The sequence below is a fragment of the Streptomyces sp. NPDC056160 genome (genome assembly GCF_042268205.1).
GTDB lineage: Bacteria > Actinomycetota > Actinomycetes > Streptomycetales > Streptomycetaceae > Streptomyces.
On sequence record NZ_JBHJUW010000037.1, the window covers coordinates 39,153 to 54,368 of the forward strand.

General features: G+C 71.7%; 16 protein-coding genes. 14 read left to right on the forward strand and 2 right to left on the reverse strand.

Translation table 11 applies throughout. The features are described 5' to 3' along the window. The first annotated feature begins 33 nt into the window (after positions 1-33). Positions 34-1,161 carry a ferrochelatase gene (locus ACFC02_RS16290; RefSeq protein ID WP_376357026.1) on the forward strand — a complete coding sequence of 376 codons (1,128 nt, stop codon included), beginning with the start codon at positions 34-36 and terminating at the stop codon, positions 1,159-1,161. Between the two features lie 8 nt (positions 1,162-1,169). Beyond that, on the forward strand, positions 1,170-1,991 hold the full coding sequence (locus ACFC02_RS16295; protein WP_376357065.1) for an inositol monophosphatase family protein: 822 nt from the start codon (positions 1,170-1,172) through the stop codon (positions 1,989-1,991). Positions 1,992-2,093: 102 nt separating this feature from the next. On the opposite strand, the gene ACFC02_RS16300 is transcribed toward ACFC02_RS16295, so the two are convergent. Continuing rightward, positions 2,094-2,267, reverse strand: a complete 174-nt coding sequence (locus tag ACFC02_RS16300) for a hypothetical protein (RefSeq protein WP_360963605.1) — start codon at positions 2,265-2,267, stop codon at positions 2,094-2,096. A 471-nt stretch (positions 2,268-2,738) separates the two neighbouring features. Between ACFC02_RS16300 and ACFC02_RS16305 the strand changes: the two genes are divergently transcribed. From ACFC02_RS16305 to ACFC02_RS16320, 4 genes are all read left to right on the forward strand, one after another. Further along, positions 2,739-3,392 carry a response regulator transcription factor gene (locus ACFC02_RS16305; RefSeq protein ID WP_018564589.1) on the forward strand — a complete coding sequence of 218 codons (654 nt, stop codon included), beginning with the start codon at positions 2,739-2,741 and terminating at the stop codon, positions 3,390-3,392. 6 nt (positions 3,393-3,398) lie between these two features. Further along, positions 3,399-4,631 carry a sensor histidine kinase gene (locus ACFC02_RS16310; RefSeq protein WP_376357029.1) on the forward strand — a complete coding sequence of 411 codons (1,233 nt, stop codon included), beginning with the start codon at positions 3,399-3,401 and terminating at the stop codon, positions 4,629-4,631. A 394-nt stretch (positions 4,632-5,025) separates the two neighbouring features. Further along, positions 5,026-5,322, forward strand: coding sequence for a DUF4193 domain-containing protein (locus ACFC02_RS16315; RefSeq protein WP_005481602.1), 297 nt, complete (start codon positions 5,026-5,028; stop codon positions 5,320-5,322). Positions 5,323-5,335: 13 nt separating this feature from the next. Further along, positions 5,336-6,292 (forward strand): hypothetical protein, encoded by a 957-nt coding sequence (locus ACFC02_RS16320; protein ID WP_376357031.1) that lies wholly within the window; start codon positions 5,336-5,338, stop codon positions 6,290-6,292. A gap of 250 nt (positions 6,293-6,542) precedes the next feature. Here the strand turns inward: ACFC02_RS16320 and ACFC02_RS16325 are convergent, their stop codons facing one another. Continuing rightward, positions 6,543-7,022 carry a DUF3093 domain-containing protein gene (locus tag ACFC02_RS16325; protein ID WP_376357033.1) on the reverse strand — a complete coding sequence of 160 codons (480 nt, stop codon included), beginning with the start codon at positions 7,020-7,022 and terminating at the stop codon, positions 6,543-6,545. Between the two features lie 58 nt (positions 7,023-7,080). Between ACFC02_RS16325 and ACFC02_RS16330 the strand changes: the two genes are divergently transcribed. The 8 genes from ACFC02_RS16330 to ACFC02_RS16365 all read left to right on the forward strand — a co-directional run bounded on the left by ACFC02_RS16330 (position 7,081) and on the right by ACFC02_RS16365 (position 15,139). Next, entirely contained in the window at positions 7,081-7,665 is a 585-nt protein-coding gene (locus ACFC02_RS16330) for a PaaI family thioesterase (protein ID WP_376357035.1), read from the forward strand. A gap of 83 nt (positions 7,666-7,748) precedes the next feature. Then, complete coding sequence (gene dut, locus ACFC02_RS16335) at positions 7,749-8,285, forward strand: dUTP diphosphatase (protein WP_376357067.1); 537 nt, start codon at positions 7,749-7,751, stop codon at positions 8,283-8,285. A 1-nt stretch (position 8,286) separates the two neighbouring features. After that, a complete protein-coding gene (locus ACFC02_RS16340; protein ID WP_360963619.1) occupies positions 8,287-9,054 on the forward strand; it encodes a DUF3710 domain-containing protein in 768 nt (255 codons plus the stop codon). A gap of 249 nt (positions 9,055-9,303) precedes the next feature. Continuing rightward, positions 9,304-9,996 (forward strand): ABC transporter ATP-binding protein, encoded by a 693-nt coding sequence (locus tag ACFC02_RS16345; RefSeq protein ID WP_376357037.1) that lies wholly within the window; start codon positions 9,304-9,306, stop codon positions 9,994-9,996. A 389-nt stretch (positions 9,997-10,385) separates the two neighbouring features. Next, positions 10,386-13,001: an ATP-binding protein gene (locus ACFC02_RS16350; RefSeq protein WP_376357039.1), complete on the forward strand. Its 2,616-nt coding sequence runs from the start codon at positions 10,386-10,388 to the stop codon at positions 12,999-13,001. A 217-nt stretch (positions 13,002-13,218) separates the two neighbouring features. Next, positions 13,219-13,905, forward strand: coding sequence for a response regulator (locus ACFC02_RS16355; RefSeq protein WP_360963628.1), 687 nt, complete (start codon positions 13,219-13,221; stop codon positions 13,903-13,905). 43 nt (positions 13,906-13,948) lie between these two features. After that, positions 13,949-14,347, forward strand: coding sequence for an OB-fold nucleic acid binding domain-containing protein (locus ACFC02_RS16360; protein WP_360963631.1), 399 nt, complete (start codon positions 13,949-13,951; stop codon positions 14,345-14,347). Between the two features lie 3 nt (positions 14,348-14,350). Beyond that, positions 14,351-15,139, forward strand: a complete 789-nt coding sequence (locus ACFC02_RS16365; protein ID WP_376357042.1) for a DUF3159 domain-containing protein — start codon at positions 14,351-14,353, stop codon at positions 15,137-15,139. Positions 15,140-15,216 lie beyond the last annotated feature (77 nt).

Below are 15,216 nucleotides of genomic sequence, written 5' to 3' on the forward strand. Positions count from 1 at the left end.
CCGGCCGTCGGCGTCGGATGGCAGGATCGAGACATGCCAGACGTGCTCGATGCCACCCCGTACGACGCCCTGCTCCTGCTCTCCTTCGGCGGCCCCGAGGGGCCGGACGACGTCGTCCCGTTCCTGGAGAACGTGACCCGCGGGCGCGGCATCCCCACCGAACGCCTGAAGGAAGTCGGGCAGCACTACTTCCTCTTCGGGGGGGTCAGCCCCATCAACGCCCAGAACCGCGCCCTGCTGGACGCCCTGCGCAAGGACTTCGCCGAACACGGTCTCGACCTGCCGGTCTACCGGGGCAACCGCAACTGGGCGCCCTACCTGACCGACACCCTGCGGGACATGGTCGGCGACGGCCGCCGCCGCATCCTGGTCCTGGCCACCAGCGCCTACGCCTCCTACTCGGGCTGCCGCCAGTACCGGGAGAACCTCGCCGACGCGCTGGCGACGATCGAAGCCGAGGGCCTGGAGGTGCCGAGGATCGACAAGCTGCGGCACTACTTCAACCACCCGGGCTTCGTCGAGCCCATGATCGACGGCGTGCTCGAGTCCCTCGCCGACCTGCCCGGCGACGTCCGCGACGGCGCCCACATCGCCTTCACCACCCACTCCATCCCCACCTCGGCCGCCGACACCTCCGGCCCCGCCGAGGAGCACGGCGACGGCGGCGCGTACGTCCGCGAGCACCTGGACGTGGCCCGGCTGATCGCCGACGCGGTCCGCGAGCGCACCGGCGTCGACCACCCCTGGCAGCTCGTCTACCAGTCGCGCTCCGGCGCCCCGCACATCCCGTGGCTGGAACCCGACATCTGCGACCACCTCGAAGAGCGGCACGCGGCCGGGGCCCCCGCCCTCGTCATGGCACCCATCGGCTTCGTCTCCGACCACATGGAGGTGCTGTACGACCTCGACACGGAGGCCAAGGCCAAGGCCGGGGAACTGGGTCTGCCGGTGCGCCGCTCGGCCACCGTCGGCGCCGACCCCCGCTTCGCCGCCGCCGTGCGCGACCTGGTCCTGGAGCGCGCCGCCACCGAGAGCGGTCGGCGGGTCACGCCGTGCGCCCTGGGCGCGCTCGGCGCGAGCCACGACCTGTGCCCGGTGGGCTGCTGCCCGGCCCGCGCACCCCGCCCCGCCGCCGCGGGCGCCGACAGCCCCTACGCGTGAGGACGACCGTGACCGACGCCCTGCACACCGAACTGCTCCAGATCGCCCTCCAGGCCGCCGCCCGCGCCTCCGACCTGCTCAGGAACGGCCGCCCGGCCGACCTCGGGGTGGCCGCCACCAAGTCCAGCCCGATCGACGTCGTCACCGAGATGGACATCGCGGCCGAGAAGCTGATCACCGGCCTGATCGCCGACCGCCGGCCCGACGACGGCTTCCTCGGCGAGGAGGGCGCCGCCACCGAGGGCACCAGTGGCATCCGCTGGGTCGTCGACCCGCTCGACGGCACCGTGAACTACCTCTACGGGCTGCCCACCTGGGCCGTCTCCATCGCGGCCGAGCAGGACGGCGAGACCGTGGTGGGGGTCGTCGCCGCCCCGATGCGCGGGGAGACCTTCCGCGCGGTGCGCGGCCGGGGCGCCTGGGCCTCCGGCGTCTGGGCCGGCGAGCGCAAGCTGGCCTGCCGCGCGGACGCCCCCCTGGACCAGGCCCTGGTCTCCACCGGCTTCAACTACGTCACCGACGTCCGCGCCCACCAGGCCGACGTCGCCCGGCGGCTGATCCCGCTCGTCCGCGACATCCGCCGCGGCGGCTCGGCCGCGATCGACCTGTGCGACGTGGCCGCGGGCCGCCTCGACGGCTACTACGAGCGCGGCCTGAACCCCTGGGACTACGCGGCCGGAGACCTGATCGCCCGGGAGGCGGGCGCGGTGACCGGTGGCCGCCCCCAGGAGCGTGTCTCCCGCGACCTGACCATCGCCGCCACCCCCGGCGTCTTCCAGCCCCTCCAGGGCCTCCTGGAGGACTTCGGCGCCTGGCACGACGGCGTTTGACGGCTCGCTCGCCCACGTGGGCAGGGCGCCCCGTGGGCGCGCGGACACGAAACGGGACCCCGGCGCTGGATTCGCCGGGGTCCCGTCACGCGTGCAGGCTCATCAGACGGCGGACACGCCGACCTCCACACCGTGTTCGGCGGCGAGGCGGCGCAGGTCGTCGAGTTCGGCCAGCTCCACCTCGACGAGGAAGTCGTCGCCCTCGTCACGAGCCCGCGTCAGGTCGGACTCGGTCGCCTTTATGCGCTGCAGAAGTCCTGCGGTGAATGCGTCCATGCTGCGCCCCCTCGTCCTGGGTCGTGGGTCGGTGGCACGGGGGTGTGCCGTTGGGAAGGGGCGATCACGTCTCCATCAGGTGCCCAGCGCTGCCCTGCCGGGCGGCGACGGTGCCGGACACCCACGCCCACTCTGCGGAAGCGGATCGCGGCGTACCGCATGGTGGTGCGGTACATGCAGAGCGTGATCGCGGGGTGTAAAGCCGTCCTCCCCCTGCTGTCTCCCGCGGAAACCTCAACCGCGCGAGAAAGTTCCGCATTCCCGTGTCCTTCATCCCCCGCACACCCGGCACTCATGCCCCGCTCATCTGTCGCGGAGGTCACGCGGGCCGCCCTCGCGCGGGCGCCGGTCCCCCGGCTTACAGCCGACTTATGGCCGAAAAGGGCAGGATGGAGGCAACACACCCATGAAGATCCCTGCCCACGTGTGCCCCAGCGGCGCCGCGCGGCGGACACAGGAAGGACAAGCGACGTGCGCGTACTCGTCGTCGAGGACGAGCAGCTGCTCGCCGATGCGGTGGCCACCGGACTGCGCCGGGAGGCCATGGCCGTCGACGTCGTGTACGACGGTGCGGCCGCCCTGGAACGCATCGGCGTCAACGACTACGACGTGGTCGTCCTCGACCGCGACCTCCCGCTCGTGCACGGCGACGACGTCTGCCGCAGGATCGTCGAGCTGGGCATGCCCACCCGCGTGCTGATGCTCACCGCCTCCGGCGACGTCAGCGACCGTGTGGAGGGGCTGGAGATCGGCGCCGACGACTATCTGCCCAAACCCTTCGCGTTCAGCGAGCTGACGGCACGCGTGCGTGCCCTCGGCCGGCGCACCAGCGTGCCCCTGCCGCCCGTTCTGGAGCGCGCCGGGATCAAGCTCGACCCCAACCGGCGCGAGGTGTTCCGCGACGGCCGGGAGGTCCAGCTGGCGCCCAAGGAGTTCGCCGTGCTGGAGGTCCTCATGCGCAGCGAGGGCGCGGTCGTCTCGGCCGAGCAGCTCCTGGAGAAGGCCTGGGACGAGAACACCGACCCGTTCACCAACGTGGTGCGCGTCACCGTGATGACCCTGCGCCGCAAGCTGGGGGAACCCCCGGTGATCGTCACCGTCCCCGGCTCCGGCTACCGGATCTGATCCGCCGTGGCAGCGTCACCCGCGCCGCCCCAGGCGCCCCCGAAGCCCACCTGGGACCCCCGCAGGCCGGAACCGCCCTTCCCGTGGCTGCGCCCCACCATCCGCATACGGCTCACCCTGCTGTACGGCGGCATGTTCCTGATCGCCGGGATCCTGCTGCTGTCGATCATCTACCTGCTCGCGGCGAACGCGCTGAACGTGGGCAGTGAACTGCCGTTCAAGATCGTCTCCGGGCAGGTCTCCAGTCAGACGTGCAACTTCCCGAACCCGACGACGGCCGACGAGCTGAACCACGCCATGAACGAGTGTGCGAACCAGCAGCGCCAGCACGCTCTGGACGACCTGCTCAGCCGCTCGCTGCTCGCGCTGCTCGGCCTCGCCGTCATCGCGTTCGCCTTCGGCTACGCCATGGCGGGCCGGGTGCTGGCGCCGCTGGGCCGGATCACCCGGACCGCCCGCGCGGTGGCCGGCTCAGACCTGTCCCGGCGGATCGAGCTGGACGGCCCCGACGACGAGCTGAAGGAGCTGGCGGACACCTTCGACGACATGCTGGAACGGCTGCAACGGGCTTTCACCGCCCAGCAGCGCTTCGTCGGCAACGCCTCGCACGAGCTGCGCACGCCGCTGGCGATCAACCGCACGCTGCTGGAGGTGCACCTCTCGGACCCGCACGCGCCCGTGGAGCTGCAGCAGCTCGGCAAGACCCTGCTGGCCACCAACGAACGCAGCGAGCAGCTCGTGGAGGGCCTGCTGCTGCTCGCCCGCAGCGACAACCAGATCGTCGAGCGCAAGCCGGTGGACCTGGCCGAGGTCGCCTCGCAGGCGATCGACCAGGTGCACGCGGAGGCGGAGGCCAAGGGCGTGGAGATCCGCGGCGAGCGCAAGCCCGCCGTCGTCCAGGGCAACGGCGTGCTGCTGGAGCGGATCGCGCTGAACCTCCTGCAGAACGCGGTGCGTTACAACGTGGCCGAGGAGGGCTGGGTGGAGGTCACGACGGACGTCCAGCACGGGCAGGCCGTCCTGGTCGTCACGAACACCGGTCCGGTCGTACCGGCGTACGAGGTGGACAACCTCTTCGAGCCCTTCAGGCGGCTGCGTACCGAGCGCACCGGCAGCGACAAGGGTGTGGGCCTCGGGCTGTCCATCGTGCGCTCCGTGGCGCGGGCGCACGGCGGGCACATCGCGGCCCAGCCTCGTGAGGGAGGAGGGCTCGTGATGCGAGTCACCCTGCCGATCTGAGATCATGGCGGCGACACCTGAGCGTGTTCGCTTTGCGCGGAATTTTCAGGAGCCCTTACCAACCTCTTCCTGTGTGATCGATCACATGGAACGATTTCCGGCCGTCTACGGACCGTGATCATGGAAGGTGGCGAAAAGCCGGAAAAATCCGGGTTTTCAGGGGTCCTGATCACGGGAAGTACACGGTGAGACCGCTTTGAAGTGCGACATTCGAACCGTGTACGGTCCCCATCGCCATCCAAGCCGATCACTCTTGAGGAGTGCGGTTGGGTGTCGATTGAGTAACAGACCTTGATGTGAGGCAAAATCTCCGCCTCGGGTCGGGCACAAGTCCGGCCTCTCACGCGTTACGTGCGCTGGAGACACCCGCAGACACCCAGAGGGGGAGAGCGACATGGCAACCGATTACGACACTCCACGCAAGACCGACGACGACGTCGACTCGGACAGCCTTGAAGAGCTGAAGGCCAGGCGGAACGACAAGTCGACCTCCGCCGTGGACGTCGACGAGTTCGAGGCCGCCGAAGGCCTCGAACTGCCCGGAGCAGACCTCTCCAACGAGGAGCTGGCCGTCCGGGTGCTGCCCAAGCAGCAGGACGAGTTCACCTGCATGAGCTGCTTCCTGGTGCACCACCGCAGTCAGCTGGCCCGCGAGAAGAACGGTCAGCCGATCTGCCGCGACTGCGACTGAGGCAGGGTCGGCCGTGACCGGCTCGACCCCTCCTCGGAAGCGCCGCTTCTCCCACGGGGGAGCGGACCCGGAGCCGTTTGACGGCTCCCACGGCGCGCGTGACCACGAGCGAGGCCCATCCCGTTCGTCCGACCGGACGGATGCGACAGCATCATCGACGGGATCGGCCTCGCTCGCGCAGGTGTCTGGGCGTGGCGACCCCGCCGCCTCGGCGGCAAGGCCCGCGCCCCTCGCCCGGCGCCGCCTCGCGGTGATCCGCGACCGGGCCGGCGAGGCCGCGAGGAACGGCGTCCGCAAGAGCGGCAGCCGCGCCAGAGCGGCGCTGTCCCACCTCGCCGACCGGATCATCGACATCGTCCCCCGGATCCCGGTGCGCGACCTCGCCGCACTGCGCCGGCGGTTCCCGGACCTCGGCCCCGAGGAACTGGCGGACAAGCTCGTCGCGGGCGCCGCCCACGGGACGTCCACCATCGGCGCGGGGATCGGCGCCGCGGCCATGCTGCCCGTACCGCCCGCGATGCCCACCGAACTGGCCGCGGAGATCACCGGAGTCGCCGCGGTGGAGATCAAACTGATCGCCGAACTCCACGAGGTCTACGGAGTGCGGCCCCCGGGCCACCTCGGAGCGCGCAGCGCCGTGTACCTGACCTCCTGGTCCGGGGAGCGCGGGATCGACGTGACCAAGCCGTCGACCGTCGACTCGGCCCTAGGCGGCCAGATGAAGCGCCGTCTGCGCCAGCAGATCATGAAGCGCATGGTCCGGGACCTGCCGAACCTGATGCCCTTCCTCGTGGGCGCCGCCGTCGGCGCCGTGATCAACCGGCGCGACACCAGGAGACTCGCGGCCCGCGTCCGCGCCGACCTGCGCAAGATCCAGGTCCCCTGGGACGAACTGCCCGCGCTGCCGCCCCTGGAGCCCCCCGAGGCCCCGCTCCCGATGGACGACGGCCCCCAGGGGGCAGGGGGCTGACCAAGGACTGTCCGGCGGATCAAGTCGCCGAAGGACACGGCGCCCTGTATGCCCACGTGAGCGGGGCGCGGTGCGTGCAGTCGCAAGGCGGAGGAGGGCGTCGACGCGGTGGGGGTCCCCCGCGCTAGCGAAGCCGAGCGTGGGGGAGTCGGCAACCGGCGACGACGCCGCTGGCGGTCCCCCTGCTCGATGGCTCGGGAGAGGGCGTGCCGCACCCCGCGTCCGCGGCACGATCCGCCGAACAGGCCCTCTAAGCGGCCGTCTCCGGAGACGTGGCCGCCCGCGCCGCACGCAGCGCCTCCGCCAGCCGCTCCGGCTCCCGCGTCGACAGGTACAGGTAGGGCGTCGGGTCCTGCGGATCGGTGACCTCCACCCGCAGCGCCGTGGGGATGTAGGCGCGCAGCAGCAGGAACGCCCGGGTGTCGGCCTTGTACGTGCGCCAGGCGCGCGCCTCCTCCGCGTCCAGGATCTCCGCGTCGCCCAGGGCCGTGACGGGCACCTTCGCCTCGCCCGCGATCAGCGAGCCGCCCACGACACGGATGCGGAGCGACCCGTAGGAGCTGGCCACGACTGCCGCGACCGCCGTGCCGCCGACCAGGCCGCCGAGCATCGGCAGGGTGCCGAACGGGAACAGGATCAGGGCGCACGAGACACCGATCAGGAAGCTGATCAGCCACCACGAACGGGGGGCGGTGAGACGTTCTTCGTACGGCTGGGCGGGAAGCTGCATGGAACCAAGCTTGGCACGGTGTCCGGACAACGCCGACGCGCGGGTAAGGTCTGCGCCTGTGAGTGGTAGTTCCGCAGCTCTTCAGCCTCCCGCCGACGCCCGCAAGCCCGTACGGCACCCCGACGCCCCCGCGCCCGGGGAACTCCTCGGCGCGCACTACGGCGGATGCTTCGGATGCGGCGGCGACCAGCCGCACGGGCTGCACCTGCAGGCGCGGGCCGGGGAGGGCGTGAGCATCACCGCCGAGTTCACCGTGCAGAGCGCCCACCAGGGCGCGCCGGGCCTAGCGCACGGCGGCGTCCTCGCGACCGCCCTGGACGAGACGCTCGGTTCACTGAACTGGCTGCTGCGGACGGTCGCGGTCACCGGGCGCCTGGAGACCGACTTCGTGCGGCCGGTCCCGGTCGGGACGACGCTCCACCTGGAGGCCGAGGTCACCGCGGTGGCCGGGCGGAAGATCTACTCCACGGCCACCGGCCGCGTCGGCGGCCCCGCCGGGCCGGTCGCCGTCCGCGCCGACGCCTTGTTCATCGAGGTCAAGGTCGACCACTTCGTGCAGCACGGCCGCCAGGAGGAGATCCGGGCGGCGATGGACGACCCGGACCAGGTCCGCCGTGCCCGCGCCTTCGAGGTGAACCCGTGAGCCACCTGAACCCCGTAGACCCCGCAAACCCCGCGGACCCCGCTGGCTCCTCCCGTCCTCTCGGCCCCTGCGGCCGCGCCCCGCTGGACGTGCTGATCCGCCGCGTCGACCCCGGCGTACCGCTTCCGGGATACGAGCACCCCGGCGACGCGGGCGCGGACCTGCGCACCACCGTCGCCCGCACGCTCGCTCCCGGAGAGCGGGCCGTCCTGCCCACGGGTGTGTCCATCGCCCTCCCCGAGGGGTACGCGGCCTTCGTGCACCCCCGGTCCGGCCTGGCCGCCCGGTGCGGTGTCGCCCTCGTGAATGCCCCGGGGACGGTTGATGCCGGGTACCGTGGGGAGATCAAGGTGATCGTGGTGAATCTCGATCCGCGCGAGTCCGTGCGGTTCGAGCGCTTCGACCGGATTGCCCAACTGGTCGTCCAGCAGGTCGAGAGGGTCCGCTTCCAGGAGGTGGCGGAACTTCCCGACTCGGCGCGGGCCGAAGGGGGCTTCGGGTCCACCGGTGGCCATGCCGCGGTGGACGGTAGGAGCGGCACAAGCGGCCGGGCTGCCATGAGCGGCCCGGCGGGTGGGAATCGATACGCTTCGGTCGTATCCGACCGGGAAGGACAGTGACGTGTTCGGACGTCGCAAGAAGAAGGGTGCCGCCGAGGACGCGGCCGGCGAGGCCGAGCAGGTCGTCGACAGCGTCGGCACCGAGGCGGACGAAGAGGACGAGGCCGAGCGCGAGCGGGTGCGGCTCGAGCCCGAGCCGCGGCCCGACGGTCCCTGGGACAGCACCGAGGTCGGCGACCCGAACGAGGGCCGCGTCGACCTGGGCGGTCTGTTCGTGCCGGGTGTGGACGGAATGGAGCTGCGGGTGGAGGTCGCGGGCGACGCGATCGTCGCGGCGACCGTCGTCCTGGGGGACAGCGCGGTCCAGTTGCAGGCCTTCGCCGCACCCAAGCGCGAGGGCATCTGGGGCGAGGTACGCGAGGAGATCGCGTCCGGCATCACCCAGCAGGGCGGCATCATCGACGAGGTCGAGGGCCCGCTGGGCTGGGAACTGCGCGCACAGGTGCCGGTGCAGCTGCCGGACGGCACGGGCGGCTTCCAGGTCGTGCGGTTCGTCGGCGTGGACGGCCCCCGCTGGTTCCTGCGCGGGGTCATCTCCGGCCAGGGAGCGGTGCAGCCGCAGGCGGCCGGGCTGCTGGAACAGATCTTCCGCGACACGGTCGTCGTCCGCGGCGAGGGGCCGATGGCGCCCCGCGACCCGATCGTGCTGCAGTTGCCGAACGACGCGCAGATGGTGCCCGAGGGCGTCCAGCAGGACGAGGGCCAGTCCCGCTTCTCCGGCGGCATGGGCCAGCTGCAGCGCGGCCCGGAGATCACCGAGGTGCGCTAGGGAGTAGCACCGCAGAACACCGAGGGCCGCACCCGTGAAGGGGCGGCCCTTCTGCGCTTTCCGTGCTTTCCGTGCTTTCCGTGTTTTCCGCGGTTTCCGCGGTTTCCGCGGTTTCCGCGGTTTCCGCGGTTTCTGTGGCTCCTGCGGAAACCAATACCGGATGCCGTCCGTTGAGGGATTGATCGAACGGGCCGCCGGTCGTGATACTGGCGCCCGGTCCACGGGGGAGCACAGCGGGGAGGGCAGCACATGAGCCAGGTCGTCACCGACACGATGGTGCGTGTCGAGAACGTCCACAAGTCCTACGGGCAGGGGGCCGGCGCGGTGCACGCCCTGCGCGGCGTCTCCTTCGAGGTGCCGCGGGGCGAACTCGTCGCGCTCAAGGGCCGTTCCGGCTCGGGCAAGACCACCCTGCTGAACATCGTGGGCGGCCTCGACGAACCGGACGAGGGCAGGGTCCACGTCGACGGCCGCGACCTGTCCGAACTGGGCGAGGAAGGCCTGCTGGCCCTGCGCCGTGACCACGTCGGCTTCGTCTTCCAGTCCTTCGGCCTGATCCCCATCCTCACCGCCGCGGAGAACGTGGGGGTGCCCCTGCGGATGCGGCGCGCCGATCCCCGCGAGCGTGAGGAGCGCGTGGAGCTGCTGCTCTCCCTGGTCGGCCTCGCCGACCACACCAGGCAGCGGCCCGGCGAGCTGTCCGGCGGCCAGCAGCAGCGCGTCGCCATCGCCCGCGCCCTCGCCAACGACCCCGCGCTCCTCATCGCCGACGAGCCGACCGGCCAGCTCGACGCGGAGACCGGCCTCGCCGTGATGGAACTGCTCCGCGCCGTGGTGCACAGCCAGCAGGTCACCGCCCTGGTCGCCACCCACGACCTGACCCTCCTCGACCTCGCCGACCGCGTCCTGGAACTCCGGGACGGCGAGATAGTCGAACACTGACCCCGGGGGACACTCCCGCTACGGGCTGACGCTTGCTGTCCCCGGGCGGGGACGTGACGCTGGGCGGCTTTCCGTCCGACGTCCCGGGCCTGCGCCCGACGTCCCGGGCCTGCGCCCGACGTCCCGGGCCTGCGCCCGACGTCCCGGGCGGGTGCCCGACGTCCCGGGCGGGTGCCCGCCGCATGGAGCGGTGCCCTGCCTGGTACCCGCCGGCCTTCTCCTCCGGCCCTTGGCAGACCCCCGGCCTTCGCAGGGCGTCGTGCCCGCTTCCTTACGCGTCAGGGTTGTGTCAAAGACAGCGTCGGGGTCTCACCCGGCTCCATTTGTCGGGATTGTTGGCCGTAAGGTCGACGCTGCGTGCACAGGTGTGACGGGAAGACAATGAGGCCATGGGACGCGGCAAGCTTCGGATCTATCTCGGTGCGGCACCGGGAGTGGGCAAGACGTACGCGATGCTGTCCGAGGCGCACCGCCGGGTGGAACGGGGCACCGACTGCGTCGTCGCCTTCGTGGAGCACCACGGCCGGCCGCGTACCGAGGTGATGCTGCACGGTCTGGAGCAGGTGCCGCGCACGGAGCTGGAGCACCGGGGAGCCGTCTTCACGGAGATGGACGTGGACGCCGTGCTGCGCCGCGCCCCCGCGGTCGCCCTGGTGGACGAACTCGCCCACACCAACATCCCCGGTTCCCGCAACGCCAAGCGCTGGCAGGACGTGGAGGAACTGCTCGCCGCCGGCATCGACGTCGTCTCGACCGTCAACATCCAGCACCTGGAATCACTCGGTGACGTCGTGGAGTCGATCACCGGCGTACGGCAGCGCGAGACGGTCCCCGACGAGGTCGTGCGCCGCGCCGACCAGATCGAACTGGTCGACATGTCGCCCGAGTCCCTGCGCCGCCGGATGGCGCACGGCAACATCTACCAGCCGGACAAGGTCGACGCGGCCCTGTCCAACTACTTCCGCCCCGGCAACCTCACCGCACTGCGCGAGCTGGCGCTGCTGTGGGTCGCCGACCGGGTCGACGAGTACCTGCAGCAGTACCGCAGCGAGCACCGGGTCTCGAAGATCTGGGGCTCGCGCGAGCGCATCGTGGTGGGGCTGACCGGCGGGCCGGAGGGGCGCACCCTGATCCGCCGGGCCGCCCGGCTGGCGGAGAAGGGCGCGGGCGGCGAGGTCATGGCCGTCTACATCGCCCGCAGCGACGGCCTCACCGCCGCCTCCCCGAAGGAACTGACCGTCCAGCGCACCCTCGTGGAGGACCTGGGCGGCACCTTCCACCACGTCGTGGGCGATGACATACCAGCCGCCCTGCTCGACTTCGCGCGCGGCGTCAACGCCACCCAGATCGTGCTGGGCTCCTCGCGCCGCAAGACGTGGCAGTACGTCTTCGGGCCCGGCGTCGGCGCCACCGTGGCCCGCGAGTCCGGCCCCGACCTCGACGTGCACATCGTCACCCACGGCCAGATCGCGAAGGGGCGCGGACTGCCCGTGGCCAGGGGCGCGCGGCTCGGGCGGGTCCGCATCGCCTGGGGCTGGGTGATGGCGCTCGCCGGCCCGGTGGTCCTCGCCCTGCTGCTCAACGGCGTCGACCTCGGCCTGGCCAACGACATGCTGCTGTTCCTCACCCTGACGGTGGCAGCGGCCCTGCTCGGCGGACTGCTGCCGGCGCTCGCCTCGGCGGCCGTCGGGTCGTTCCTGCTGAACTACTACTACACCCCGCCCCTGCACCGGCTGACCATCGCCGACCCCAAGAACATCGTGGCCATCGCGATCTTCGTCGGCGTCGCCGTCTCCGTGGCCTCCGTGGTCGACCTCGCGGCCCGCCGCACCCACCAGGCAGCCCGGCTGCGCGCCGAGGCCGAGATACTGTCCTTCCTGGCGGGCAGCGTCCTGCGCGGCGAGACCAGCCTCGAGGCCCTTCTGGAACGGGTCCGCGAGACCTTCGCCATGGAATCGGTGGCCCTCCTCGAACGGCAGAGCGACGTCGACCCGTGGACCTGCGCGGGCCGCGTCGGCACCGACCGCCCGCTGCAGCGCCCGGAGGACGCGGACGTGGACATGCCCGTCGGCGACCACATGGCGCTGGCGCTGACCGGACGCGTCCTGCCGGCCTCCGACCGGCGGGTGCTCGCCGCCTTCGCCGCCCAGGCCGCCGTGGTCCTGGACCGCCGCAGGCTCCAGGAGCAGGCCGACCGGGCCCGGGCCCTGGCCGAGGGCAACCGCATCCGCACCGCCCTCCTCGCCGCCGTCAGCCACGACCTGCGCACCCCCCTCGCCGCCATCAAGGCCGCCGTCTCCTCACTGCGCTCCGAGGACGTCGAGTGGTCCGAGGAGGACCGGGCGGAACTGCTCGAAGGCATCGAGGAGGGCTCCGACCGGCTCGACCACCTCGTGGGCAACCTGCTGGACATGTCCCGCCTGCAGACCGGCACCGTCACCCCGCTGATCCGCGAGATCGATCTCGACGAGGTGGTTCCCATGGCCCTGGGCGGGGTGCCCGAGGACAGCGTGCACCTGGACGTCCCCGAGACCCTGCCGATGGTCGCCGTGGACGCCGGGCTCCTGGAGCGCGCGATGGCCAACATCGTCGAGAACGCGGTCAAGTACAGTCCCGCGCACGGGTCCGTCCTGGTCTCGGCAAGCGCCATCGCCGACCGTGTCGAGGTGCGCGTCGTCGACCGCGGCCCCGGGGTGCCGGACGAGGCCAAGGACCGCATCTTCGAACCGTTCCAGCGGTACGGCGACGCCCCGCGCGGCGCGGGTGTCGGCCTCGGCCTCGCGGTCGCGCGCGGCTTCGCCGAGGCCATGGGCGGCACCCTCAACGCCGAGGACACGCCCGGCGGCGGCCTCACGATGGTGCTCAGCCTCCGTGCGGCCGGTCCGGTCGGGGAGCCGCCCCGGGCCGGCCCCGGCGCGGACCGTCCCGAGCCGCGCCGCGCACCCGGCGGCCGCGGCAGGCCGCACCGTCCCCAGGGGGCGCTGAGCCCCGTACGACCGGACTGAGCCGCGTACGACCGGACTGAGCCGCGTACGACCGGACTGAGCCGCGTACGACCGGACCGAGTCGCGTACGACCGGACCGAGCCCCGGAGACGGGACCCAGTTCCGGGCACACATCCGGACCGGGTCCCGGAGACGGGACCCAGCTCCGGACACACACCCGGACTGAGCCCCGGACACCCGGAAAGCTGAGCCCCGTACACCCAGAAAGGCAGGTTTCATGACCAGGGTGCTGGTGGTCGACGACGAGCCGCAGATCGTGCGCGCCCTCGTGATCAACCTCAAGGCACGCAAGTACGAGGTCGACGCCGCACCCGACGGCCGCACCGCCCTCGACCTCGCCGCCTCCCGCCACCCCGACGTCGTCGTCCTCGACCTGGGCCTGCCCGACATGGACGGCGTCGAGGTGATCCGGGGCCTGCGCGGCTGGACGAGGGTGCCGATCCTGGTGCTGTCCGCCCGGCACTCCTCCGACGAGAAGGTCGAGGCCCTGGACGCGGGCGCCGACGACTACGTCACCAAGCCCTTCGGCATGGACGAACTGCTGGCCCGGCTGCGCGCCGCCGTCCGCCGCGCCGAGCCCGTCGGCGGCGGCGAGGACGACGTGACGACGGTGGAGACCGCGCAGTTCACCGTGGACCTCGCCGCGAAGAAGGTCAACAGGGGCGGCAAGGACGTACGACTGACCCCGACCGAGTGGCACCTGCTGGAGGTGCTGGTGCGCAACACCGGCCGTCTGGTCAGCCAGAAGCAGCTGCTCCAGGAGGTGTGGGGTCCGTCGTACGGCACGGAGACGAACTACCTGCGCGTGTACATGGCCCAGCTGCGCAGGAAGCTGGAGGCGGACCCCTCGCACCCCGAGCACTTCGTCACCGAACCGGGGATGGGCTACCGCTTCGAGAAGTGAGAGCGGTTACGGCCCGGTCGGCCCACCCCGGTACCCTTCAGGCATGAGTGCTGTTCCTCGACCCGAGAAGCCGACGGGCCGGTTCCGGCGCATGCTCGACCGGCTCTCCTCGTCGCAGGAGGACCTGGAGTCGGAGGAGCTGCGCGAGGACGCCGAGACCGCGGGGTGCACCCGGATCGGTGACTGCCACGACCGGCAGATCGTCACGGTTACTGGTACCTTGCGCACGGTCACCCTGCGTCCGCGCGCCGGAGTCCCGGCCCTGGAGGCGGAGCTGTTCGACGGTTCCGCGGCCCTGGACGTGGTGTGGCTCGGCAGGCGCTCCATCGTGGGTATAGAACCGGGGCGCAAGCTGATCGCATCGGGCCGGATCTCCATGAGCCGGGGCCGCCGGGTGCTCTTCAACCCCAAGTACGAACTGCGACCCCTCGGACGGGAGTAGCCCGTGACGTCACTCGACAAGCGGACCGAAGAGACGACCGCCGACGACGGGGCGAGGGCGGTGACGGAGGCCGCGCTTTTCGAGGCGTTCGGCGGGGTCCGGGGCATGGTCGAGACCGTGCTTCCCGGCCTGCTCTTCGTCAGCATCTTCACGGTGAACAAGGACCTGCACTGGTCGGCGATCGCCGCCCTGGCGGTCTCCGTGGTGCTGGTCGTGGTCCGGCTGGTGATGCGGGACACCGTCAAGCACGCCTTCAGCGGCGTCTTCGGCGTGGCCTTCGGCGTGGTCTTCGCGATGATGACCGGCAACGCCAAGGACTTCTACCTGCCGGGCATGCTGTACACCCTGGGCCTGAGCCTGGCGTACATCGTCACCGCGCTCGCCGGGGTCCCGCTGATCGGCCTGATCCTCGGCCCGGTCTTCAAGGAGAACCTCTCCTGGCGCACCCGCAACCCGGGACGCAAGAAGGCGTACACCAAGGCCAGCTGGGCATGGGGCCTGATCCTGCTCGCCAAGTGCGCGATCCTCTTCCCGCTGTACTGGTGGGCGGACACCACCCAGCTCGGCTGGATCCTGATCGCCCTGAAGATCCCGCCGTTCCTGCTGGCGGTCTGGCTGACCTGGGTGTTCCTGGCGAAGGCGCCCGCGCCCATCGACGTGTTCGCGGAGATGGAGGCGCAGGAGAAGGCCGAGGAGGAGCGCAAGGCCGCCCTGGCGGCCGAGGGCGGCGACGGCTCCGGGGGAACGCCGTCGGCGGGCCCGGCGGGCGGCCGCCACCGCCGCGAGGCATAGGCAGCCCAGCCCAGACCGGCCCGGACAAGGCCGAAGCCCTACGACGCGACGAGGGGCGCCCGGAAACCACCGGGCGC

Excerpts from the sequence above, each read along its gene's own strand:
- ACFC02_RS16290 (WP_376357026.1), top strand. The coding sequence starts at position 34 with ATGCCAGACGTGCTCGATGCCACCCCGTACGACGCCCTGCTCCTGCTC.
- ACFC02_RS16300 (WP_360963605.1), bottom strand. The coding sequence starts at position 2,267 with ATGGACGCATTCACCGCAGGACTTCTGCAGCGCATAAAGGCGACCGAG.
- ACFC02_RS16315 (WP_005481602.1), top strand. The coding sequence starts at position 5,026 with ATGGCAACCGATTACGACACTCCACGCAAGACCGACGACGACGTCGAC.
- ACFC02_RS16325 (WP_376357033.1), bottom strand. The coding sequence starts at position 7,022 with ATGCAGCTTCCCGCCCAGCCGTACGAAGAACGTCTCACCGCCCCCCGT.
- ACFC02_RS16345 (WP_376357037.1), top strand. The coding sequence starts at position 9,304 with ATGAGCCAGGTCGTCACCGACACGATGGTGCGTGTCGAGAACGTCCAC.
- ACFC02_RS16350 (WP_376357039.1), top strand. The coding sequence starts at position 10,386 with ATGGGACGCGGCAAGCTTCGGATCTATCTCGGTGCGGCACCGGGAGTG.
- ACFC02_RS16355 (WP_360963628.1), top strand. The coding sequence starts at position 13,219 with ATGACCAGGGTGCTGGTGGTCGACGACGAGCCGCAGATCGTGCGCGCC.
- ACFC02_RS16360 (WP_360963631.1), top strand. The coding sequence starts at position 13,949 with ATGAGTGCTGTTCCTCGACCCGAGAAGCCGACGGGCCGGTTCCGGCGC.